The sequence below is a fragment of the Streptomyces sp. NPDC101490 genome (assembly GCF_044767145.1).
Lineage (GTDB): Bacteria > Actinomycetota > Actinomycetes > Streptomycetales > Streptomycetaceae > Streptomyces.
Genome location: NZ_JBIWNI010000027.1, coordinates 1 through 21,606 on the forward strand (window position 1 = coordinate 1; position 21,606 = coordinate 21,606).

Consider the following 21,606-nt stretch of genomic DNA (forward strand, 5'->3'; position numbering starts at 1 on the left):
TATCGGGGCGACCCTCCGCCTTGCGATCGCACGCACCAGACGCCGCCAGGCCTGCCCTCCGGGCAGACGACGCCACTTTTGAAACACGCCCTAGGGGTCTCCCCCGGTCGGGGCGCGCACCCGTACGGGCCCCTCCCGGGACATGCGGGCGGTCGACGCCGGAGTCGTAGGGCCCGGCGGCCCTGAGGCTACCGAGTAGTAGATCTCACTCTCGGAAAGTTCTGCAACTAGTTGCATAACGAGAGGGGGTCCCCTAGAACTGAGGGCGACTGATCCCGCGCGAGGAGGCGCCCCCATGACCCCGTACCCGCACCTGCTCAGCCCGCTCGACCTCGGGTTCACCACCCTGCCCAACCGGGTGATCATGGGGTCGATGCACGTCGGCCTCGAAGAGACCGAGGACGGCTTCGCGCGCATGGCCGCCTTCTACGCCGAGCGCGCCCGGGGCGGCGCGGGCCTCATCGTGACCGGCGGCATCGCGCCCAACGAGGCCGGACGCCCCTGGGACGGCGGTGCCAAGCTCACCACCGCCGAAGAGGTCGCCGAGCACCGGACCGTCACCGACGCCGTCCATGAGGCGGGTGGCCGGATCGCGATGCAGATCCTGCACTTCGGCCGGTACGCGTACCACCCCGGGCTCGTCGCCCCCAGCGCCCTCAAGGCCCCCATCAGCCCCTTCGTACCGAACGAGCTGACCGACGCCGAGGTCGAGCAGACCGTCGAGGACTACGCCCGCTGTGCCGCGCTGGCCCGGGAGGCCGGGTACGACGGCGTCGAGGTGATGGGCTCCGAGGGTTATCTGATCAACGAGTTCATCGCCGCCGCCACGAACCACAGGACCGACCGCTGGGGCGGCTCCTACGAGAACCGCGTCCGCTTCCCCCTGGAGATCGTCCGCCGGGTCCGCGAGCGGGTCGGCCCGGACTTCATCCTCGTCTACCGCCTCTCCATGCTCGACCTCGTGCCCGGCGGCTCCACCCTGGAGGAGGTCGTCCGTCTCGCCCAGGAGATCGAGGCCGCCGGGGCCACCCTCATCAACACCGGCATCGGCTGGCACGAGGCCCGCATCCCCACCATCGCCACCTCCGTGCCGCGCGGCGCCTACACCTGGGTGACGAAGAAGCTGATGGGCGCGGTCTCCGTACCGCTCGTCACCAGCAACCGCATCAACACCCCCGAGGTCGCCGAGGAGATCCTCGCCGACGGCCGCGCCGATCTGGTCTCGCTGGCCCGCCCCTTCCTCGCCGACCCCGACTTCGTCGCCAAGGCGGCGGCCGACCGGGCCGACACCATCAACACCTGCATCGGCTGCAACCAGGCCTGTCTGGACCACACCTTCAACCTGAAGATCACCTCCTGCCTGGTCAACCCGCGCGCCTGCCACGAGACCGAACTGGTCCTCTCCCCCACCCGCCGCACCAAGCGGATCGCCGTCGTCGGCGCGGGCCCGGCCGGGCTCTCCTGCGCCGTGTCGGCGGCCGGACGCGGCCACTCCGTCACCCTCTTCGACGCCGCCTCCGAGATCGGCGGGCAGCTGAACATCGCCCGGCGGGTGCCCGGCAAGGAGGAGTTCGACGAGACACTGCGCTACTTCCGCGTCCAGCTCGCCGAGCAGGGTGTCGAGGTGCGGCTCGGCACTCCCGTCACCGCCACCGGCCTGGACGGCTACGACGAGGTCGTCGTCGCCACCGGCGTCGCGCCCCGCACCCCCGCCATCCCGGGTGTCGACCACCCCAGCGTCCTCAGCTACCTGGACGTGCTGAGGGACGGCGCGCCCGTCGGCGAGCGGGTCGCGGTCATCGGCGCGGGCGGCATCGGCTTCGACGTCGCCGAGTTCCTCACCGACGGCGGCGAGGGCGCGAGCCAGGACCCCGAGACGTACTTCCGGCAGTGGGGCGTGGACACCTCGTACGAGAACCGGGGAGGTCTGCGCACCCCCGAGCGCGGTGCGGCGCCGCGCCAGGTGCACCTCCTCCAGCGCAAGGCTTCCAAGGTCGGCGCGGGTCTCGGTAAGACCACCGGCTGGATCCACCGCACCGAACTCAAGCACCGGGGCGTGACGATGGTCGCGGGCGTCACGTACGACCGGATCGACGACGAGGGACTGCACCTCACCGTCGACGGGGAGGCCCGGCTCCTCCCGGTCGACACGGTGGTGCTCTGCGCGGGCCAGGAACCGCGCCGCGACCTGTACGAGGAGCTGGTGGCGGCGGGGCGTACGGCGCACCTGATCGGCGGCGCGGACGTCGCCGCCGAACTGGACGCCAAGCGGGCCATCGACCAGGGCACCCGGCTCGCGGCCACGCTGTGAGCCGTACGGGACGGCCGCTCCGGGGCACGGGAGGCCCGGCGGCCGCGGAATCGGGCCGGGGCGCTTCCGGGTGGAGCGGCTGACCTGCCCCCCGGGCAGCCAGGGGCGGAATGAGCCCGGGGAGGCCGACCGATAGCACGGTGTTATGCCCGGACGGGATTACCCGGCGGCCTCCCGCGAGAAGAGTCTGGTTCCACTGTCCCCACCCCCACAGGCGGCGCTTCCGCGCGCCGTCGGAGACGAGGAACCCATGCGCATGCACCGCGTCTGGGCGGCCGCCGCCGCCGGAGCGCTCTCCGTGCTCGCCCTGCTCGCCCCCACCGCGACCGCCGCGCCCGAGGACGGACCGGCCGGTGCCACCGGCCAGAGCGTCCGGCCCATCATCGGCGGCGGCTACGCCTCCAGCGGCCCGTGGGCCGCCCGTCTGTACTCCCAGGGCAGGGAGACCTGTTCGGCCACGATCATCGCCCCCACCTGGATCCTGACCGCCAAGCACTGCGTCAGCGGCGGCGGGCTCTCCTTCCGCATCGGCAGCCTGGACCAGTTCAGCGGCGGAACCGTCGCCAACGGCGCCCAGACCTACACGCACAGTTCGGACCTGGCGCTCGTGCGCCTCGACCGGTCCGTGTCGACGACCTACTCCCGGCTCGGCCAGCCGGGTTCGGTGAGCGTCGGGCAGGGCGTCCAGGTGTACGGCTGGGGCGCCACGTCCCAGTGCGGCTCCGAGATCAACTGCCAGTCCCGGTACCTGAAGGTCGCCAACGTGACGGTGACCGGCGGCTGCACCGACGCCTACGGCGGTTCGGCGATCTGCGCCCGGCGCGGCGACGGCATCACCGCGGGCGGCGACTCGGGCGGTCCGATGATGGCCTCCGGCATACAGGTCGGGGTGGCGTCGACGAGCGACCGCCAGACGACCACCGCGTACACCAACGTGACGGCCTACCGCTCCTGGATCCAGTCGATCGCCGGAGTCTGAGCCGAAGGTCCCCCCGGGGCCCGTCCCACAGGGGCGGGCCCCGGTCCCGCGTCCGCTCCGGGGTCGGGACGGGACGGGACGGGACCGGGCGTCGCGGCCGGAACCGTTCGGTCGCGCCCGCCGCACCGGCGACGGACCGCGACGCGGCACGGACCGCCGTGGATACTGGACGGCTGGGAGTCCACGCGACACGAAAGGGCGGGTATGGCCGACGACTTGGGGCATCGCGCGACACGTCACGCGGTGGTCATCGGGGGAAGTCTCGCCGGGCTGTTGGCGGCCCGGGTCCTCGCCGAACACGCGGAGAAGGTGACCGTCGTCGAGCGCGACCGTTTCCCGGAGGGGCCGGAGTCACGGTCCGGGGTCCCGCAGGGGCGGCATCTGCACGTGCTGATCCACGGCGGGCAGCGGGCGCTCGACGAACTGCTGCCGGGGTTCACCGACGAACTGCGCGAGCTCGGCGCCCCGGAGGTGGGCATCCCGCAGGACATGATCCAGTGGCAGAGCGGCCGGTGGTTCCGCCGCTCGTCCGCGAGCTCGTACTTCTACAGCGGCCCGCGCCCGCAGCTGGAATGGCTGGTGCGGCGGCGGGTTTCGGCCGACCCCCGGATCGAACTGCTCGACGGAACCGAGACCGTGGGCCTGGTCGGCGACTCCGCCCGGGTCCGGGGCGTACGGCTGCGGACGCGTGGCGCGGGCGGCGGCAAGGAGACCCGTACGCTCGCCGCGGATCTCGTGGTGGACGCGTCCGGGCGGTCCACCAAGGCGGCCGACTGGCTGGCGGGCATCGGCGCCGAGGCGCCCCACGAGGAGACCCTCGACACCGGTCTCGCGTACGGCACCCGCGTGTACCGCGCCCGGGCCGGGGACCCCGGCACGGACACCATCGGCTACAACATCGTGCCCAACCCGTCCCAGGTGTACGGCGCTGTCGTGCTGCCGCTCGGTGACGGACGGCACCTCGTCACCCTCTCGGGCCTGCGCGGCGACGAACCTCCCACCGAGGAAGCGGCGTTCGAGGAGTACGCGAAGCGGCTCCCCCATCCGCTGATCAGCGACTGGCTGGCCCGGGCCGAACCGGAGTCCCCGGTGTACGGCTTCCGCGGGACCGCCAACGTCCGGCGCCGGTACGACCGTCCGGGGCGGCGCCCGGCCGGATTCCTCGCCACCGGGGACGCGCTCTGCGCCTTCAACCCGGTCTACGGGCAGGGGATGGCCGTCGCCGCGATCACGGCGGTCGCGCTGCGCCGGGCGCTCGCGGACCGGAGGCGCGTCCCGACCACCCGCCGGGTGCAGCGGGCCCTGCTCGCCGCCTCTCGGCAGGCCTGGGACATCTCGGCCGGCGCGGACAAGAAGATGCCCGGCGCCACGGGCGACGCGGCCCGTTCGGGGACGCTCGACAAGGCGGTCGGCTGGTATCTGGCCCGGGTCCAGGAACGGGCGGCGGGCGATCCGGTGGTCGGGAAGCCGTTCCGGGAGGCGCTGACCCTGGCCGGACCCCTGACGGGGCTCTTCGCGCCCCCGGTGGCCCGCGCGGTGCTGTTCGGCCCTGCGTCCCCGACTCCGGCGGAACCACCCCTGCGCCGGGAGACCTGAGGGGTACGGGCCAACAGCGGCGCCCGCGAGCGGTCGGCGGGCCCTACTTGTGACGGATCGCTGAACCCTCACGGCGGACCCGCCAGGGTCACGAGGCCCCCGGGTCCTGACGGGCCCGGCCGGGCCCGTCAGCCCGCCGGTGCGGCCGTGACGACGCCCGCCGCTATCGCCGCGCCGAGGGCCGCGTAGTCGTCGGCGTTCTGGCCCGCGTAGGCGAGGGCGAAGTCGGCCACGGCGCGGTCGAAGACGTCCGAGCCGCCCAGGTAGGCGGCGACGGCGACGCGGTCGCCGGAACGGGCGTGGGCGCGGGCCAGGGCGCGCCCGCAGAGCCGCGCGTAGTCCCGCAGCATGGCCGGTGACATGGTCTCGACCTCCGCCGAGCCCTTCATGTCGCGCAGTTGGCGCCAGTAGAAGTGGCGTCGTTCGGGTCCGGTCATCCAGCCGAGGAAGATGTCGCTGGCCGCCTGGGTGAGGCGCTGGCCGTGGACGACCCGCCGTCCCTGATGGGGGTAGGCGCTCGGGACGAGGTAGGGCTCCAGGACGGACGGCACGGCTTCCTTGATCTGGAGGACGAGCGGGTCGCCCGGGTCGCGTCCTTCGAGGAGGAGGACGAAGCAGCGGGTGCCGACGCTGCCGACGCCGACGACCTTGCGGGCGGCGTCGAGGAAGCGGTAGCGGTCGAGGAGGACGCGGCGCTCCTCGGAGAGGGAGCTGCGGTAGTCGCTGAAGATCTTGCCGAGGGTGATCCGGTCGAGGTCCGTGGTGCGTTCGAGGAGCGGCGGGTCCTCGACGAAGTGGTGGGTGCCGTCCGCGTCGGGGGCGGTCAGCCTGGTGAGCGCGTGGAGGCTGGTGCGGCGCCGGGCACGGGCGAGCCGGTCGGCGACACGGGGGCGTTCCCCGCGGCGGACCAGGTGGACGAGGTCGTCGGCGTCGATCCGTTCGTACCAGACGGCGAGTTCGCCGAGTCCGGAGAGGCGGCGCATGTGGGTCCGGTAGGACTCGGTGGCGAGGAGGGCGGCGCGGTGGGCCCCCGCCTTGGCGCTGCCGTTCTGGAGGGCGGCGACGGCGACGCTGGCGGCGAGCCGTTTCACGTCCCATTCGAAGGGTCCGGGGAGCGTCTCGTCGAAGTCGTTCACGTCGAAGAGGAGCGTCCGTTCGGGTGAGGCGTAGACCCCGAAGTTGAGGAGGTGGGCGTCGCCGCAGAGCTGGACGGTGAGTCCGGTGTGGCGGGGCGCGGCGAGGTCGGCGGCCATGACGGCGGCGGCGCCGCGCAGGAAGGCGAAGGGGGAGGCGGCCATCCGGGCGTACCGGAGGGGGACGAGATCGGGCAGCCGGTCGGTGCACTGCTGTGCGAGGACATCGAGGGGGTCGGGGCGCTGGGAGCTGGGTATCCAGCGGCCGTGGGAGGATCGGGGGACTCGTCGACGGGCTTCCTTGCCCCGCGCGGCGCGTTCCGACGGCGTCGTCATCCGGCCTCACCCGCCTTCGCCTCGGCGCGGTCCCTTGGCCCGCCACCTGCTACCTCATTACACGGTGCGACGCTCCTTTCGGCCACTCTGCGGGACCGGCCTAGCTAAATGGTTTAGACCAATGATAGGAATTGCTCACACAATCGACCCACGTGGTCACACAGAGCGAAGAAAGGTTTGATCATGGCCGAGCCCGATTCCGAGGCGGCGGTCCCGCCGCTCTACCTCCGGGTTGCCGCCTCGCTGCGCGAGGACCTCGCCGACCGTCGCATCGTCCCCGGCAGCAGGCTCCCTTCGGAGCGCTGCCTGTCCCAGCGGTACCACGTCAACCGACAGACCGTACGCAGCGCGCTGCAACTCCTGCGGGAGGAAAGGCTGGTGGTCACGGACCGACGAGGCACGTTCGCCGCGGGCGGGACCGAGAGCCAGGAGGCCGTCCCGTCCCTGACGGCCCGTCGGCCGTCCTTCCCGGGCGGTCCGCGCGCGGCGGAGGCACTGGTCCGGGCCTCGCTGACCTGGGAGACACCACCCGCGCCGCTGGCACCGAGGCTGCTGCTCACTCCGGGTGAGCCGACCCTCGTGCACCGGCACGTGGTGCTCGGACCCCAGGGCAACGCGCTCCAGCGAGCGGTGTCCTGGTTCTCCCGGGCCGCCCTCACCGAGATCCCGCAGCTGTCCCGCTACCGGCGCGGACGGGACTACCGCCAGCAGCCGGACCTGCGGCTGCTGTACCACTGGATGCACCAGGCGGGGCTGCGGATCACCCACCGGGAGTCGGTCGGCGTTCCGCCGGGCCCGATGACGACGACGGCCGGCGGCGCGGCGCGGCTGGTCGTCCACCGGGTGGTGTCGGACCAGCACGGGCACGCGCTCGAGATCACGGACATCGACTGCTGCTCGTCCCGTTCGACCTCCTGGACGTACGAGTTCAGCGCCTGACGGTGTTCCCGCTCCCGTCCGCAGGGGGAACGCGGACGGGACATGGGCCCGGTGTCAGACGATGCCCTCGGAGATCTCGGCCTCCTCGCGGGCCGTGCCGTAGGCCGTCGGGGTGCCGTAGGAGCGGCGGGCGACGTACCACCAGACGCTGGCCAGGACGAGGACCACGGCCAGCGCGATCACGGCGTAGTTCATGCTGTCGACCGTCACGGGGGACTTCTGCGGCAGGCAGAACAGCACGGTCACCAGCGCCACCCAGACCACGGCGGTCCAGCCGATCGGCTTGCTCCAGCGGCCCAGGCTCCACGGGCCGGGCGTGAACCGGTCCCCGGCGCGCAGCCGCAGATAGATCGGGATGGCGTAGGCGGGGGTGATGCCGATGACGTTGATCGCGGTCACGGCGCCGTAGGCGGTGGCCGAGTACAGCGAGGGGACGGCGAGCAGCGCGGCCACGGCCACCGAGAGCCAGACGGCGGGAACCGGGGTCTGGGTGCGGTTGCTGATCTTCCGCCAGATCGCGGAGCCGGGCAGGGCGTTGTCGCGGCTGAAGGCGAAGACCATGCGGCTGGCGGCGGCGACCTCCGCGTTGCCGCAGAAGAGCTGGGCGACGATGACCACGAGGAGCAGCGCGGTGGCGCCGCCGGTGCCGAGCGCGTCCAGGAAGATCTGGGCGGGCGGGACGCCGGTGGCGCTGTTCTGCGTGGCGGTGTAGTCCTGGATGGCGAAGGTCAGCCCGGCGAGCAGGGCGAAGCCGGCGATCCAGGAGACCCAGATGGCCCGCACGATGCCCTTGGCCGCAGTGACGGAGGCGTTGGAGGTCTCCTCGGAGAGGTGGGCCGAGGCGTCGTAGCCGGAGAAGGTGTACTGGGCGAGCAGCAGGCCGATGGCGGCGACGTAGAAGGGGTTCGCCCATCCGGTGTCGTTGACGAACTCGGTGAACACGAAGTCGACGGACTGGTGGTGGTCGGGGATGAAGGCGAGGGCGCCGACGATGACGGCGACACCCGCGAGGTGCCACCAGACGCTGATCGAGTTCAGGACGCTGACCAGGCGTACCCCGAAGAGGTTCAGGGTGGCGTGGAGCAGCAGGATCGCCAGGAAGATGAGGAAGGTGGACTCCGGGGTGGGCACGAAGCCCCACTGGAGGTTGAGAAACGCCCCCGTGAAGAGCGCGGCGCCGTAGTCGATGCCCGCGATGGCGCCGAGCAGACCGAGCAGGTTCAGCCAGCCCGTGTACCAGCCCCAGCGGCGCCCGCCGAGCCGGTCGGCCATGTAGTAGAGGGCGCCCGAGGTCGGATAGGCGCTGGTGACCTCGGCGAGGGCGAGGCCGACGCACAGGACGAAGAGACCGACGCCCGCCCAGCCCCAGAGCATCACGGCGGGCCCGCCGGTGCCCAGGCCGAAGCCGTACAGGGTCATGCAGCCGGAGAGGACGGAGATGACCGAGAAGCTGATGGCGAAGTTGCCGAAGCCACCCATGCGGCGGGCGAGTACGGGCTGGTAGCCGAGCTCCCTGAGCCGCGCCTCCTCGTCGTGGACGGGTGGGGGTGTGCGTATCGCGTCGGGCGCTGCGGTGCGGGGCATCGGTTCCTCCGGGGACGGGGGTGAGCGGTGGGGCGGAAGGGGTCGGGGCGCGCGGCTCTCGGCCGTGGGCGGCTCAGCCGCTGAGACAGCGGGCGCGGGCGCGCAGGAAGACCTCTTCGGCCAGGGCGCGATCGTCCGGATGGGGGGTCCGGTACGCCCAGGGCAGGGTGGTGTAGAAGGGGCCGAGGGCCTCGAAGAGCCGGGCCGCGTCGGTGAAGTGCAGGGCTCCGTAGAGCGCGTGCGCGAGATGGTTCAGGTCGAGCAGCGAGGCTTCGTCGGTCGCGCAGAAGAAGAACCAGGTGTCGAGGGCGCGCTGGGCGTCGCGCACGGCGTCCTCGCCGACCCAGTGCAGGTCGAGGGCGCGTTCCTGGCCGCGTTCGCGCCGGTAGCGCTCGACGCGCACATAGAGCGGGAGGGCGTGCAGGGCGGAGCCGACGGGGGCCGAGGAGGCCGCCCAGTGCGCGTAGTTGACGGCCTCGGAGAGCGGTCCGGGGCGCCGGGCGTAGACGAACTGGAGCATCCGGTGGTGCGCCTCGCGGTTGTGCGGGTCGCGCTTCTCCGCCTCGGCGAGCAGCCCCCAGGGCCCCGGTGGCAGCATGGGGGCGGGCGGGGTGACGCGGTGCTCGGCCATCCGCTGGCGTCCGTCGAGGGCGGCGAGGGCGATCAGCCCGACCCAGGGCACGGGGTCCTCGGGGGCCCGTTCGGCGGCATCCCGGCAGGCGGCCCACGCCTCCTGCCACAGGTCCCTGGTGCGGGGGTGGGCGCCCCGGTGCGCGCGTACGGCCCGTTCGACGGCGACCCGGCTGTGCATGACGGCGGCGGCCCGGTTGTCGGGCTGTTCGGTGCGCCAGGCGTGGACGACGTCGGTGCCCGCGGCGACGGCGGCGAGGACCTGGGTCCGCCGGGTCCAGCCGTCCCAGTCGGCCGTCTCGTCGAGGAGCCGGGCCATCGCCACCCAGCGCCCGGTGCGTAAGTCCTGGAGGGCGTGGCGCAGGGCGTGGTCGTGGCCCGCCGGGTGGTAGACGGGGCGGAAGCCCTGGGCGGCCATCAGGGGGTGGGGGGTGGTGTCGGTGACATGGGTCCTCGGTGGCTGGTGGGGGTGGTCAGTCCCCCGGCGGGCGTCCCGGCCGTTGATCGGCGATCACTATAGAGGTCTCTGGACGTGACCGGTCCACTTTCCTCCGTGACGGTAACTATTCGGCCAACGACTGAATTTGACTTACTGTCAGGTAGCCGGGCGGAGGTGACGGGTTCCCGGCCCGAGGCTTGACGAAGCCCCGCGAGAACGGCACCCTGACCCTTTTCGGTGATCGGGTGATCACCGAGCGGTCACCAGGACGGGAGCGGCACGATGACGGGCGGCCCGGTACTCGCCGTCGACCAGGGCACCTCGGGCACCAAGGCCCTCGTCCTCTGCCCCGAGCGCGGAGTCATCGGCAGCGGCACGGCGCCCGTGCGCCCCCGCCACCTGCCCGGCGGCCTGGTCGAGGCCGACCCGCGTGAGCTGTACGACTCCGTGGTCGCCGCCGGACGCGCGGCACTCGCCGAGGCGGGCACCGGGGTCGTCGCCGTGGGCCTCGCCAACCAGGGCGAGACCGTCCTCGCCTGGGACCCGGGGACGGGCGAACCCCTCACCGACGCACTCGTCTGGCAGGACCGCAGAGCCGCCGCGCTCTGCGACGAACTCGCCGTCCATGAGGCCGAGTTGAGACACATCACCGGGCTTCCGGTGGACCCCTACTTCGCCGCGCCCAAGATGGCCTGGATCCGCCGCCACGCCACCGGCGCCGGGGTGGTCACCACCAGCGACGCCTGGCTGGTCCACCGGCTCACGGGCGCCTTCGTCACCGACGTGGCGACCGCGGGCCGCACCGGACTCCTCGACCTGGACACCCTCGCCTGGTCCGGGACCGCCCTCGGCCACTACGGCCTCGGCGGCGAACGCCTCCCCCGGATCGTGGACTGCGACACCCCCGTGGGCACCACCCGCGCCTTCGGCCCGCCGCTCCCCCTCACCGGCCTCCTGGTGGACCAGCAGGCCGCGCTGCTCGCCCAGAGCGCCGACGACGAGGCCGCCGCCAAGTGCACGTACGGCACCGGCGCCTTCCTCCTCGCCAGGACCGGGCCCGCACCCCACCGCACCACCTCGGGGCTCGTCGGCTGCGTCGCCTGGCGGCTCCGCGGCCGGGTCACCCACTGTCTGGACGGCCAGGTCTACACGGTCGCCTCCGCCGTCCGCTGGCTCACCGACCTCGGCGTCCTCACCGGCGCCGGGGAGATCGACACCGTCGGCGGCACCGTGGCCGACACCGGTGGGGTCACCTTCGTCCCGACGCTCGCCGGACTCGCCGCGCCCTGGTGGCGCGGGGACGTGCGCGGCTCCCTCTCGGGCCTCGGCCTGGACACCACCCGGGGCCATCTGGTCCGCGCCCTCTGCGAGGGGATCGCCGCACAGGTCGTGGACCTCACCGCGGCCGTCACGGCGGAGCGGGGCGCGCCGCCGACCGCGCTGCGCGCCGACGGCGGGCTCACCCGGTCCGCGCTGCTCATGCAGACCCAGGCCGATCTGCTCCAACTGCCCGTCGAGGTCGCCGCGTCCCCCGACGCGACGGCCCTCGGCGTCGGCGCGGTGGCCCGCCTCGGCCACGACCCGCGCCTCACCCTCGACCGGGCCGTGCCGCGCTGGAAACCCTCGGCGGTGTACGAACCCCGGATCTCCCGCGACGAGGCCGAATCCCGCCTGGCCCGGTTCCGCACCGAGGTCACGTCACTGGCCGAACGAACGGGCACGGGCGGAACGGGTACGGGCGGGGCGGGTGCTGACGGTACCGGTACCGGCGGGACCGTCCCCGGCGGGGCGGTGTCCGGCGGAGTCACACCCGGTGGAGCCGTTCCCGGCGGGGTCCGGTGAGCGTCACCCGGAGGGGGGCGCTGCCCGGTGGGCACGACGACGTGTACGACGTCGTGGTCGTCGGCGCGGGTGTCGTCGGTTCCGCCGTGGCCCGCGCGCTTGCCCGCCACCCGCTGCGGACCGCGCTCGTGGACGCCGCGGACGATGTCGGCGACGGCACGTCGAAGGCCAACACGGCCATCCTGCACACCGGTTTCGACGCCGTACCCGGGACCCTGGAGGCCCGCCTCGTCCGTGAGGGCCACCGGCTGCTCTCCGCGTACGCCCGGGAGACCGGCATCCCCGTGGAACCCCTCGGCGCCCTGCTCGTGGCCTGGGACGAACAGCAGCTCGCCACCCTCCCCCGGCTCGCCGCGAAGGCCGTGCGCAACGGCCACCGCACCACCCGGCCGCTCTCCGCCGAAGCGCTCAGGTCCCGTGAACCACACCTGGGACCCGGCGCCCTGGGAGCCCTCGACGTGCCGGGCGAGTCCGTGATCTGCCCGTGGACGACGACCCTCGCGTACGCCACCCAGGCCGTCCGCTCCGGGGTGGACCTGCACCTCGGCTGCCGGGTGGAGGAGGTCCGGCCGGACGGCCCGTACCACCGGCTCGTCACCCGGCGCGGTGTCCTGCGCACCCGCTACCTCGTCAACGCCTGCGGACTCCACGCCGACACGTTCGACGCGCTGGTCGGACGCGAGGACTTCACCGTCACCCCGCGACGGGGCCAGCTCCTCGTCTTCGACAAGTTCGCCCGCGGTCTCGTACGGCACATCCTGCTGCCCGTCCCCGGTCCGCTCGGCAAAGGGGTCCTGATCACCCCCACCGTGTACGGCAACGTCCTGCTCGGCCCCACCGCTGAGGACCTCACCGACAAGACCGCCACCGGCACCACGGCGGACGGGCTCGCCGGACTCCGCGAGCAGGGCGGGCGCGTCCTGCCGGCCCTGCTCGACGAGGAGGTCACCGCCGTCTACGCCGGACTGCGCGCCGCCACCGGCCAGGAGGACTACCGGATCGCCGCGCACCCGGAACTGCGGTACGTGACGGTGGGCGGCATCCGCTCCACCGGCCTCACCGCCTCCCTGGCCGTCGCCGAACACGTCCGGGGGCTGCTCGCCGACTGCGGCCTCGACCCGGGCCCCGAACGGCCGCTCGCCGGGATCACCATGCCGAACCTCGGCGAGTCCTTCCCCCGCCCCTACCGGGACGCCCGTCTGATCGCCCGCGACCCCGAGTTCGGCTCGATCGTCTGCCACTGCGAACGGGTCACCCGGGGCGAGATCCGCGCCGCCCTCGCCTCGACGATCCCCCCGGGCGGACTCGACGGTCTGCGCCGCAGGACGCGCGCGCGGGGCGGCCGCTGCCAGGGCCACTACTGCGGCGCGGAGGTGCGCGCGCTCTTCGAGGAGCACGGACTCCCCCGGCGGGGCCGGGAGGAACGACGGTGAACGGCACTCCCCCCGCACACGCGCGTACGGCGGCACCCGTACGAGGAGGGACTCCGGTACGCCGGACCCTCGACGCGCGGACCGTGACGGCCGTACGGGGAGGGGCCCGGTGAACCGTACGGTGAACGTCCTGGTCGTGGGCGCGGGCCCCGCCGGGCTCGCCGCCGCCGCCCGGCTCGCGGCGGCCGGTGCGGGCCGCGTCGAGGTCCTGGAACGCGAACGGACCGCGGGCGGTGTCCCCCGGCACTGCGCGCGCCCCGGCTTCGGCGCGGACGCCCGGGGCCGCGCCCTGGACGGCCCCGGATACGCCCGGCGCGCGCTGCGTGCCGCGCTCCGCGCCGGGGCGACCGTCCGCACCGGCGTGTCGGCCACCGGCTGGGCCGGTCCCCTGACCCTCGACGTCACCGCCCCCACCGGCCTCGAACAGATCCGGGCCCGCACCGTGGTCCTCGCCACCGGCGCCCGCGAACGGCCCCTCGGCGCACGGCTCGTCCCGGGTTCGCGGCCCGCCGGGGTGCTCACCACCGGGGAGCTCCAGCAACTGCTCCCGCCGGGCCGGACACGGCAGGAGCCGGTCGGCCGCCGGGCCGTGGTCGTCGGCGGCGAAGCCGTGGCACGCGGCGCGGTGCGGACCCTGCGCGCGGCCGGGGTCCAGGTCGTGGCGGTCGTCAGTGAACACCCGGCGCGTCCGCGCGCCTTCGGACCGGTGCCGGTGCTCACCGACACGATCGTGACGGAACTGCGCGGACGCGGCCGGCTCACCGGAGTCGTCGTCCGGGGCGGCGACGGGCGCGCCCACGTCCTGCGCTGCGACACGGTGGTCCTCACCGGCGACTGGATCCCCGACCACGAACTGCCCCGCGCCGGTGGGCTGCCGCTCGCCCCCGGCACCCGGGGGCCGGTGACGGACAGCGCCTTCCGCACCGCCGAACCGGGTGTCTTCGCCGTCGGGAACCTGCTGCACGGCGGCGAACCGGCACAGACGGCCGCCGCCGAGGGCCGGGCCGTGGCGGTCGCCGTGCTCGACCGGCTCGCCGGACGGCCCTGGCCCGGCGGCGGAGTGCCGGTCACGACCGCGGGCCCGCTGCGCCGGGTGACACCGGGGCTCCTCGGCACGGAACCGGTGACCCTCCTCGTACGGCCCGAGCGGCGGCTCGTACGGCCGCTCCTCACCCTCGCCCAGGACGGTTCCCCGCTGCGGCGCGAACGGCTGCGGGGGACGCTCGACCCCGGACGTCCGCTGCGGCTGGCACCCCGGTGGACCGACGGCGTGGACCCGGCGGGCGGCCCGGTGGTGCTCGGCGCGGAGGAGTGAGCCCCCGGGGCGGCACCACCGCGAGGGCCGGGGCCTTCGGTCACACTGGGGACATGCCGGACAAACGCAGCGCGGGTCTCCTCCTCTTCCGCCGTACGAAGGACGGGGGCGTCGACGTCCTCATCGGTCATATGGGCGGGCCCCTGTGGGCCTCCCGTGAACAGGCGGCCTGGTCGATCCCCAAGGGCGAGTACGGTCCGGACGAACCGCCGGAGGCGGCGGCGCGCCGTGAGTTCCAGGAGGAACTGGGCCTTCCGGCCCCGAAGGGCCCATGGCTCGATCTGGGCGAGTCCCGGCAGCGGGGCGGCAAGGTCGTCACGGTCTGGGCCGTCGAGGGCACCCTCGACCCGGCGGCGGTCGTACCGGGCACGTTCACCATGGAGTGGCCGCCCCGGTCCGGGGTCCATGCGGAGTTCCCCGAGATCGACCGGGTGGCCTGGTACCCGCCGGACACGGCCACCCCGCTCCTCGTCGAGGGCCAGCGGGTGTTCCTGGAACGCCTGGTGGCACGGCTCGAAGAGCGGGCCTGAGGAGGGCGGGGGCCCCGGCCACGGGGGCGACGCACACGACGGCGACCTGGGCCGGCCCTGGGCGTCCGCGGCGGGCCCGGCGTCGATGTCAGACCCGTGGGAGAGGCTGGTGGGCGCCCGACCGTCGAGAGGGAGAGCCGACATGACCACGACCACCGCCCCGGAACGCGCGGCCGCCCAGGCGTATCTGAGGCTCCTCCAGTCCACCCGGGCCGTGCTGGACGACCCCCGGCTCGCCCCGCGCGCGGCGGAACTGCTCGTCCGTCCGATGGCCGAGGTGGACGAGGCGCTCCGCGCGGCGGGTCTGGAGGGGAACGAGGACCGGCTGCTGCGTCTGGTGTCGTCCCTGCGGACCCTTCCCACGGTCCCCGCGGACCCCGACGGCCCTCCACCGCCGAGGGACTGACGGACCGCCGGACCCGTCCCGGACACCGGGGCGCCGCGACTGCGGCTCCCCGGCCGAGGGCCCGGCACAAGGGGCTTCGGGAGCCGATGGGCCCGCCGTGACCGCTCATGACAGGATCAGCCCGTGGCAGACACCGCGGTGCCCCTCAGCGGGATCGCCCCCCGGGGACTGGACGGCCGTCGGGACTCCGAGGTGTTCGGCGTCCTGGAGGACGAGTGGCGGCCGTCCACGCCGCGCCCTCCCGTCCCGCGTGAGGGGGCCCGCCCGCGCGGGGCCCGGCGGACCGGGTCGGCACCGGCCCCCGGTCTCAACCGCTCGCGGGTCCGGTGGACCGGTCGAGCCAGGCGAAGAGGTCCGGGGCCAGCCGCTCCCCCCGGTCCTCGGGATCGTCCCGGAGGGCGCCGGGCGGGAGGCGGTACAGGGACGAGCGGTCCCGGCCGTGCCGGCGCATGAACAGGCCCGCTCCCCCGCCCTCCTCACCGACCAGCACCCAGTGGGGCGCGTACCTCCGCACCTCCCAGGCGTCGTTGCGGGCCCGGAAGACGTGCGGCCCGTGCAGGATGCCGCCGTCCGGCAGCCGGAGCCCGGGGGTGGCACGCCAGAGCCGGGCGACGGCCGGGTTCGGCCCCTCCCGCAGTCCCGCCGCGCGCGCCGCCCACACCGTGAGGAACCCGGCGAAGGAGTCGGCGAACGGCTGCTCCTCGTCCATGAAGGGGCCGCGCACGACGACGGGCCACTCCCCGTCGGCGGCCCGGTCGAGGGCGAATCCGTAGCGTTCATGGTCGTCGTCCTCGTGGAACCAGAGCCGGTCGCCGCCGGACCACCTGTCGGTGAGCCCCGGCTCGCCCAGACCGGGCACGGGCTCCACCGTGGCGAGCGGACGGCCATGCAGCGAACCCTCGCCGTACGCGGCCAGCCACCAGCGGTACGAGCGGGGCAGCGGACCGGTGACGGACTCCGCCGCGCCGATCACGGCCTCCCGGCGGCCACGGCCCGGCCGGATCACCATCCCCGGCGTCATGGCGATCAGATCCCGCAGAAGCTCTCGGTCGGCCCGCATGACGGGGAGTCTCGCACAGGGGTACGACAGACCCGGCTCCGTTCGTGGCAACCGCCGAGGACCTCGCGGGCCGGACGTCCTTCGTCCCCCGCGGACCGGAGCGTGCCTCACGGGCGACACCCTCCGGCACAGCCGCGCCCGTCCGGCCGGGGGGACCGGGGAAGCGGCCGGACGGGCAGCTCGCTGACGCTGTTGCCGACGAAGCCCGCGTGGCGGCGCAGTGTGGACTCGGGTGCGGCAAGGTCGAGTTGCGGAAAACGGGTGAAGAGCGCCCGCAGGGCCACGGTCGCCTCCAGCCGGGCCAGCGGCGCGCCCAGGCAGTCATGGGGGCCGTGCCCGAGCGACAGGTGCTTCACCGTCGGCGTACGGGTGATGTCGAAGCGGTCGGCGTCGGGGCCGTGGCTCTTCGGGTCCCGGCCGGCCGCCGAATATCCGGCCAGCACGGGGGTGCCCCGGGGGATCGAGGTGCCGTCGAGCGTCAGGTCCCGGACGGGACAGCGGAACGGGAAGTAGCTGACCGGGCTGTCCCAGCGCAGGGTCTCCTCCACCACGTCCGCCCAGGTGGCACGTCCCTCCAGGACCAGGGTCAGCTGGTCCCGGTGGGCACAGAGCGCCCGGACCGCGTTGGTCACCAGGTTCAGGGTCGTCTCGTGTCCCGCGATGATCATCAGCAGTAGGGTGCCGATCAGTTCGGCCTGCCCAAGGCGGTCGCCGCCCTCGTCGCGGGCGGCGATCAGGGCACTGGTCAGGTCGTCACCGGGTGCGGCGGTCCTCTCGTGCGGGGCGGCAGCCCCACGGGGCCCTGTGGGACGGAGCCTCGATGGGCGGGGGCCTCACGGGACGGGGCGTCGGCGGGTGGAGCGGGCCCGGTAGGACAGCGCGGTCGAGCGGGTGCGGTCGAGCGCGGACCGTGGCGTACGCGTACAGGGACCGGCGCGGTGGAAGGGCGCGACAACGGTCCGGGGCGTTCCGCCCCTACGGTCGGCCGCCTTCCGCGCGTATCGGGTCGTCCCCCGTCCTCCCCCACCCGATACGTCCGCCCCGGCCCAGGAGTTCCGCCAGGCCCCGGCGGGTGGCCGCGACCACGACCCGGTCCCCCGGCAGGAGCAGCCGGTCGGGTTCCAGGCGCCACGTCCGGTTCCCGTCCCGGCGCCGGTCCGCCGGGGCTTCGGCGCTCCCGTCGAGGGCGAGGACCCGCCAGGCTCCCGGCCGGAAGGCCTCCGCCACGGTCAGGCCGTCGAGCAGCGGATGGCCCGCGACGTCCACGGCGGCGAAGAGGAGGACCCGGCGTTCCACGGGGACGGCCCCGAGCACCTCCCGTCCCTGCATGGCCGCCGCGAAGGCGGGCGCGGAGAGGTGGGAGACACTGCGGCTCCGTGTCAGGGCGGCGGGGTGCGCGGTCCGCAGGGTGCGGAAGACGGCGGTCGCGAAGTCGTCGTCGAACAGGCGCAGGACGACCCGGAGATCGGGTGTGACGGCGCGGGCGGAGAGCGCCGCCTCCAGGTTGGTGATGTCGACACTGGTGAGGGCGAGCAGGGCGTGCGCCCGGTGGATGCGGGCGGCCTCAAGCACTCCTTCCTCCGTGACGTCTCCGACGACGGTGGGGACGCGGAGCCTGCGGGCGACCGCGATGCCCCGGGCCTCGGGGTCGGACTCGACGCACACCACGGGGATGCCGAGTGCCCTCAGCCGGGCGAGGACCCGGGTGCCGACCTTGCCCAGACCGAGGAGGACGACATGGCCGGAGAGCCCCCGGGGCGGGCGGCGCAGGGTGGTGGCGGAGCGGAAGGTGCCGAGCCCTTCGAGCAGGGCGGCGACGATCACCGGCAGCAGGAGCAGCCCGACGAACCCGGCGAGGATCTGCAGGACCTGACGGCTGGTTGCCTCGCCGACCGCGGGATCGCCGATGGCGAAGATGTCGAGGAGCGTCAGATAGGCCGCGTGCAGCGGGTGGTCGCCGGTGGTGAACGTGGAGGCGAGGGCCAGCGCGAGGACGGCGGCGGCCGCTCCGGCCAGGGACCAGCGCAGCCTGCGCGAGAAGAGGGAGGCGACGGGCAGCGCGGACGCGGCGAGCCGGGCGGCGGGCGCGGCGGGACCCGCGGCGGTGACCGCTTCGAGGGTGACGGCGGCGCGCCCGGTGGCGGCGGCGACCGTACGGTCGTCGGGGAGCAGGCGCGGGCCGTCCTCGCCGCTGCGCTCGGAGCCCTCGCAGCCCGCCGGGTCCCCGGCCGTCGCGGAGAGCAGCGCGAGGGTGCAGCGGCCCGGGTCGGATGCTTCCCCGGCGGCGGGCAGCCGTTCGACGGCGTGCAGCAGCAGTCCGCCCGCCTGCACGACCTTGCTGGTGCCCGCGACGGCGGCGGCGGCGAGACCGGGCGCGGCGGTGTCCGCGTCGGAGAGGACGGTGGTGGCGGCGTCGAGCTTCTCCGGGTCGAGGCCCGGTTCGGCGACGGCGGCGGCCTGGTCGAGCAGGGTCTCGAAGTGCTGTCCGAGCTTGCGGTTGTAGAGCCGGATGACCAGGCGCAGCCGCGGGTTGAGGCGGCGGGCGGCGAGCGCGGCCCGGATGTTGGTCTCGTCGTCCTCGTGGACGAGGGCGAGTGCGGCGGCGCGCTCGACTCCGGCTTCGGTGAGGGCCCGGTCGTCGGCCTCGGCCGCCGCCACGACCCGCAGGGCGCCGGTGGTCTCGCCGTCGTCGCCGGTGGCGGGGTCCGGGACGGTGACGGGGGCCGTGGTGCGGGTGACGGCGGCGGTCACCCGTCCGAAGAGGGCCAGGGCCCGGCCCGACCGCGCGGTGGGCGCGCGGGGCGTGTCGGCCCCGGCGGGGACGAGGAGGGTGACCCGCTCCCCGTACACCTCGTGCAGTTCGCCCGCCAGTCGGTGGGCGAGGGCGTCGCCGCCGCAGACGATCATGTGCCCGTCGGGGTCGTTACGGGGCTGCCGCTCGGCCCGGGGCGCGGGCGCGCCGAAGGGGCCGCCGGGATTCCGGGCGGGTCCGGGGACCGTCCGGTGGACCGGGGCGGCGGCCGGCTCCGGGACGCTGCCGCCCGGAACGGTGTTGCTCTGGTTCGGGTATGAGGGCACGTCACCAGGATGCCTTGCGGCACCGACAGCGGTCCGGGGACGGGGGCCGTGCCCGCAGGGTGCGGAGGAGGCGGGGAGGGGTGCTGTGCGGGCGGCCCGGGAGGAGACGTAGAGATCCCCCGGCTCCGAGGTCGTCGTAGGTGCCGGACGGCTCGCTCGGCAGGTTCGTACGGGCCTGACGGAGGCTCCCTCGGAAGGGGCGTACGGGGGCCGCGCGGACGGGTCTGCGGCCGAGACCTGGGGCAAGGTCCGGGCATGGCCCCGGAGGCGGGTCGGGGCGTTGCACCGGAGCCGGGGCCGGGGGTGGCTCCAGAGGCGGGGCCGGGGGTGGGTCCGGGACTGCTCCGGGACGGGCCCGGAGGTCGTGGGGGACGGAGTCGCGGGTGCGGCCCGTACGGGTGTGCCACACCCGTACGGCACCTGCGCTAGGCCGGTCGGCGCACTCCGGTCTGCGCGGGCGGCGCCCGGTTCCTAGGGTGGCTGAATGATCGTCACGTCAGCTGTCCGTCACGCTGCCGCCGGTACCACGGCGCTGCTGCTGGTCCTGCCCGTTCCGGCCGCCGCGGCCTCCTCCGTCACCTCCGCCCCGGCGCTCGGCGTGGGCACCGCCCCCGCGGAGCCGACGCCGCCCGCGCGACAGTACGTCGACCCGGCGCTGCTCGACCGGACGGGCACCCAGGTGCAGGTCCTGCCGGGGGCGCCCGCCGCGCCGTCGGTCTCCGCCCTGTCCTGGGTGGTGGCGGACGCCTCCACGGGCGAGGTGCTCGCCGCCCGGAACGCGCACCGGAAGCTTCCGCCCGCCAGCACCCTCAAGACGCTGTTCGCGCTCACCGCGCTCCCTCACCACCAGCCGTCCGAGCAGCACACCGTGGCCGATTCCGAGCTGACCGGGATCGGGGACGGCAGCAGCCTGGTCGGGGTGAAGGAGGGGTACACGTACAAGGTCTCCGACCTGTGGAACGGAGTCTTCCTCAGCTCGGGCAACGACGCCGTGCACGTGCTGGCCGCGATGAACGGCGGCTGGGACTCGATGACCCGGCAGATGCAGGAGAAGGCCAGGTCCCTGGGTGCCCGGGACACGCACGTGGTGTCGCCCGACGGGTACGACGCGCCGGGCCAGGTCTCGTCCGCGTACGACCTGGCGCTGTTCGGCAGGGCCGGGCTGCAGGATCCGGAGTTCACCCGCTACTGCTCGACCCCGTACGCGGACTTCCCCGCGGGCGCCTGGTCGTTCGGCATCGCGAACACCAACCGGCTGCTGACCGGGGAGGACGGAGTCGCCCACTATCCGGGGCTCATCGGGATCAAGAACGGTTACACGAGCGGCGCGGGCTACACGCTGGTCTCCGCCGCCCGGCGGGGCGACCGGACCCTGGTCGTCTCGGTGATGAACCCGCAGTCCGGGGGCGGCTACGCGGTGTACGAGGAGGCTCGCGAGCTGCTCGACTGGGGCTTCCGGGCGGCGGGCCGGGTCCGGCCGGTGGGCTCGCTGCTGCCGGAGAGGGTGAAGGCGCCGAAGACAGACGGCACGCGCGCGGTGTCGGTGGCCCACGGCGGCAACGCGATCGGCACGGACGACGCCGACACGCGGGCCGGGGCGGCGCCGGGCAGGGAGACGGGCCACGGCGCGGCCCCCTCGGGCGTCTCGGCGGGTCTGCCGCTGGCCCTCGTGGGTTCCGCCTGCGCGGCGGCCCTGCTGCTGTGGGGCCGCCGCCGGAGGGCCGCGCGCCGCACGGACTGACCGGGCCTCGGCCCGTCTGGTGCCGGACACCGGCCGACACGGTGGGAGGGTCGGGACACCCCCGCCCGCCCGGGGGGGGCGGTGAAGGCCCGCGCATCCCGGTGGAGCTGGATCCGGGGGGGGGGGGGCGGGGGGGGGGGGGCGGGGCGGGGGGGGGGGGGGGGGGGGGGGGGGGGGGGGGGCGCCCCCCCCCCCCCCCCCCGGCGGCCCCTCTCTCCTGGAGGAACGAGAAGGCCGTAGCACAAGTCTAGCAT

The 21,606-nt window shown here is 74.6% G+C and carries 15 protein-coding genes and 1 pseudogene; 10 read left to right on the forward strand and 6 right to left on the reverse strand.

The annotated features are described in order from the left end of the window. Positions 1-295: 295 nt before the first annotated feature. The 3 genes from ACIRQY_RS31405 (at position 296) to ACIRQY_RS31415 (ending at position 4,886) form a co-directional block, all read left to right on the forward strand. Positions 296-2,311: an FAD-dependent oxidoreductase gene (locus ACIRQY_RS31405; RefSeq protein ID WP_403931288.1), complete on the forward strand. Its 2,016-nt coding sequence runs from the start codon at positions 296-298 to the stop codon at positions 2,309-2,311. Positions 2,312-2,561: 250 nt separating this feature from the next. After that, positions 2,562-3,290 (forward strand): trypsin-like serine protease, encoded by a 729-nt coding sequence (locus ACIRQY_RS31410; protein WP_351790239.1) that lies wholly within the window; start codon positions 2,562-2,564, stop codon positions 3,288-3,290. 204 nt (positions 3,291-3,494) lie between these two features. Beyond that, entirely contained in the window at positions 3,495-4,886 is a 1,392-nt protein-coding gene (locus ACIRQY_RS31415) for an FAD-dependent oxidoreductase (protein WP_403931290.1), read from the forward strand. 128 nt (positions 4,887-5,014) lie between these two features. On the opposite strand, the gene ACIRQY_RS31420 is transcribed toward ACIRQY_RS31415, so the two are convergent. Then, positions 5,015-6,355 carry a DUF2252 domain-containing protein gene (locus tag ACIRQY_RS31420; RefSeq protein WP_403931292.1) on the reverse strand — a complete coding sequence of 447 codons (1,341 nt, stop codon included), beginning with the start codon at positions 6,353-6,355 and terminating at the stop codon, positions 5,015-5,017. 183 nt (positions 6,356-6,538) lie between these two features. On the opposite strand from ACIRQY_RS31420, the gene ACIRQY_RS31425 reads away from it, so the two are divergent. Beyond that, on the forward strand, positions 6,539-7,294 hold the full coding sequence (locus tag ACIRQY_RS31425; protein WP_403931293.1) for a GntR family transcriptional regulator: 756 nt from the start codon (positions 6,539-6,541) through the stop codon (positions 7,292-7,294). Positions 7,295-7,348: 54 nt separating this feature from the next. Here the strand turns inward: ACIRQY_RS31425 and ACIRQY_RS31430 are convergent, their stop codons facing one another. Together ACIRQY_RS31430 and ACIRQY_RS31435 are read right to left on the reverse strand one after the other, a co-directional pair. Further along, positions 7,349-8,878, reverse strand: coding sequence for an amino acid permease (locus tag ACIRQY_RS31430; protein ID WP_403931295.1), 1,530 nt, complete (start codon positions 8,876-8,878; stop codon positions 7,349-7,351). A gap of 73 nt (positions 8,879-8,951) precedes the next feature. After that, positions 8,952-9,926 carry a hypothetical protein gene (locus ACIRQY_RS31435; RefSeq protein ID WP_403931296.1) on the reverse strand — a complete coding sequence of 325 codons (975 nt, stop codon included), beginning with the start codon at positions 9,924-9,926 and terminating at the stop codon, positions 8,952-8,954. Between the two features lie 303 nt (positions 9,927-10,229). On the opposite strand from ACIRQY_RS31435, the gene ACIRQY_RS31440 reads away from it, so the two are divergent. From ACIRQY_RS31440 to ACIRQY_RS31460, 5 genes are all read left to right on the forward strand, one after another. Continuing rightward, the gene (locus tag ACIRQY_RS31440) at positions 10,230-11,789 is read left to right on the forward strand and encodes an FGGY family carbohydrate kinase (RefSeq protein WP_403931298.1); all 1,560 of its coding nucleotides are present in this window, start codon (positions 10,230-10,232) and stop codon (positions 11,787-11,789) included. After that, positions 11,786-13,222, forward strand: coding sequence for an FAD-dependent oxidoreductase (locus ACIRQY_RS31445; RefSeq protein WP_403931300.1), 1,437 nt, complete (start codon positions 11,786-11,788; stop codon positions 13,220-13,222). The genes ACIRQY_RS31440 and ACIRQY_RS31445 overlap by 4 nt, the downstream gene beginning before the upstream one ends. A 109-nt stretch (positions 13,223-13,331) precedes the next feature. Next, positions 13,332-14,537: an NAD(P)/FAD-dependent oxidoreductase gene (locus tag ACIRQY_RS31450; protein ID WP_403931302.1), complete on the forward strand. Its 1,206-nt coding sequence runs from the start codon at positions 13,332-13,334 to the stop codon at positions 14,535-14,537. A gap of 53 nt (positions 14,538-14,590) precedes the next feature. Then, positions 14,591-15,067 carry an NUDIX domain-containing protein gene (locus tag ACIRQY_RS31455; protein WP_403931304.1) on the forward strand — a complete coding sequence of 159 codons (477 nt, stop codon included), beginning with the start codon at positions 14,591-14,593 and terminating at the stop codon, positions 15,065-15,067. A 142-nt stretch (positions 15,068-15,209) separates the two neighbouring features. Continuing rightward, a complete protein-coding gene (locus tag ACIRQY_RS31460) occupies positions 15,210-15,473 on the forward strand; it encodes a hypothetical protein (protein ID WP_403931306.1) in 264 nt (87 codons plus the stop codon). A gap of 307 nt (positions 15,474-15,780) precedes the next feature. Here the strand turns inward: ACIRQY_RS31460 and ACIRQY_RS31465 are convergent, their stop codons facing one another. From ACIRQY_RS31465 to ACIRQY_RS31475, 3 genes and pseudogenes are all read right to left on the reverse strand, one after another. Beyond that, positions 15,781-16,533, reverse strand: a complete 753-nt coding sequence (locus ACIRQY_RS31465) for a hypothetical protein (RefSeq protein ID WP_403931308.1) — start codon at positions 16,531-16,533, stop codon at positions 15,781-15,783. Positions 16,534-16,640: 107 nt separating this feature from the next. Next, positions 16,641-17,306: pseudogene (locus tag ACIRQY_RS31470) on the reverse strand (cytochrome P450); the annotation flags it as partial. 202 nt (positions 17,307-17,508) lie between these two features. Next, on the reverse strand, positions 17,509-19,440 hold the full coding sequence (locus ACIRQY_RS31475; protein WP_403931391.1) for an NAD-binding protein: 1,932 nt from the start codon (positions 19,438-19,440) through the stop codon (positions 17,509-17,511). A 655-nt stretch (positions 19,441-20,095) separates the two neighbouring features. Here ACIRQY_RS31475 and ACIRQY_RS31480 point away from each other — a divergent pair. Beyond that, a complete protein-coding gene (locus ACIRQY_RS31480; protein ID WP_403931310.1) occupies positions 20,096-21,352 on the forward strand; it encodes a D-alanyl-D-alanine carboxypeptidase family protein in 1,257 nt (418 codons plus the stop codon). Positions 21,353-21,606 lie beyond the last annotated feature (254 nt).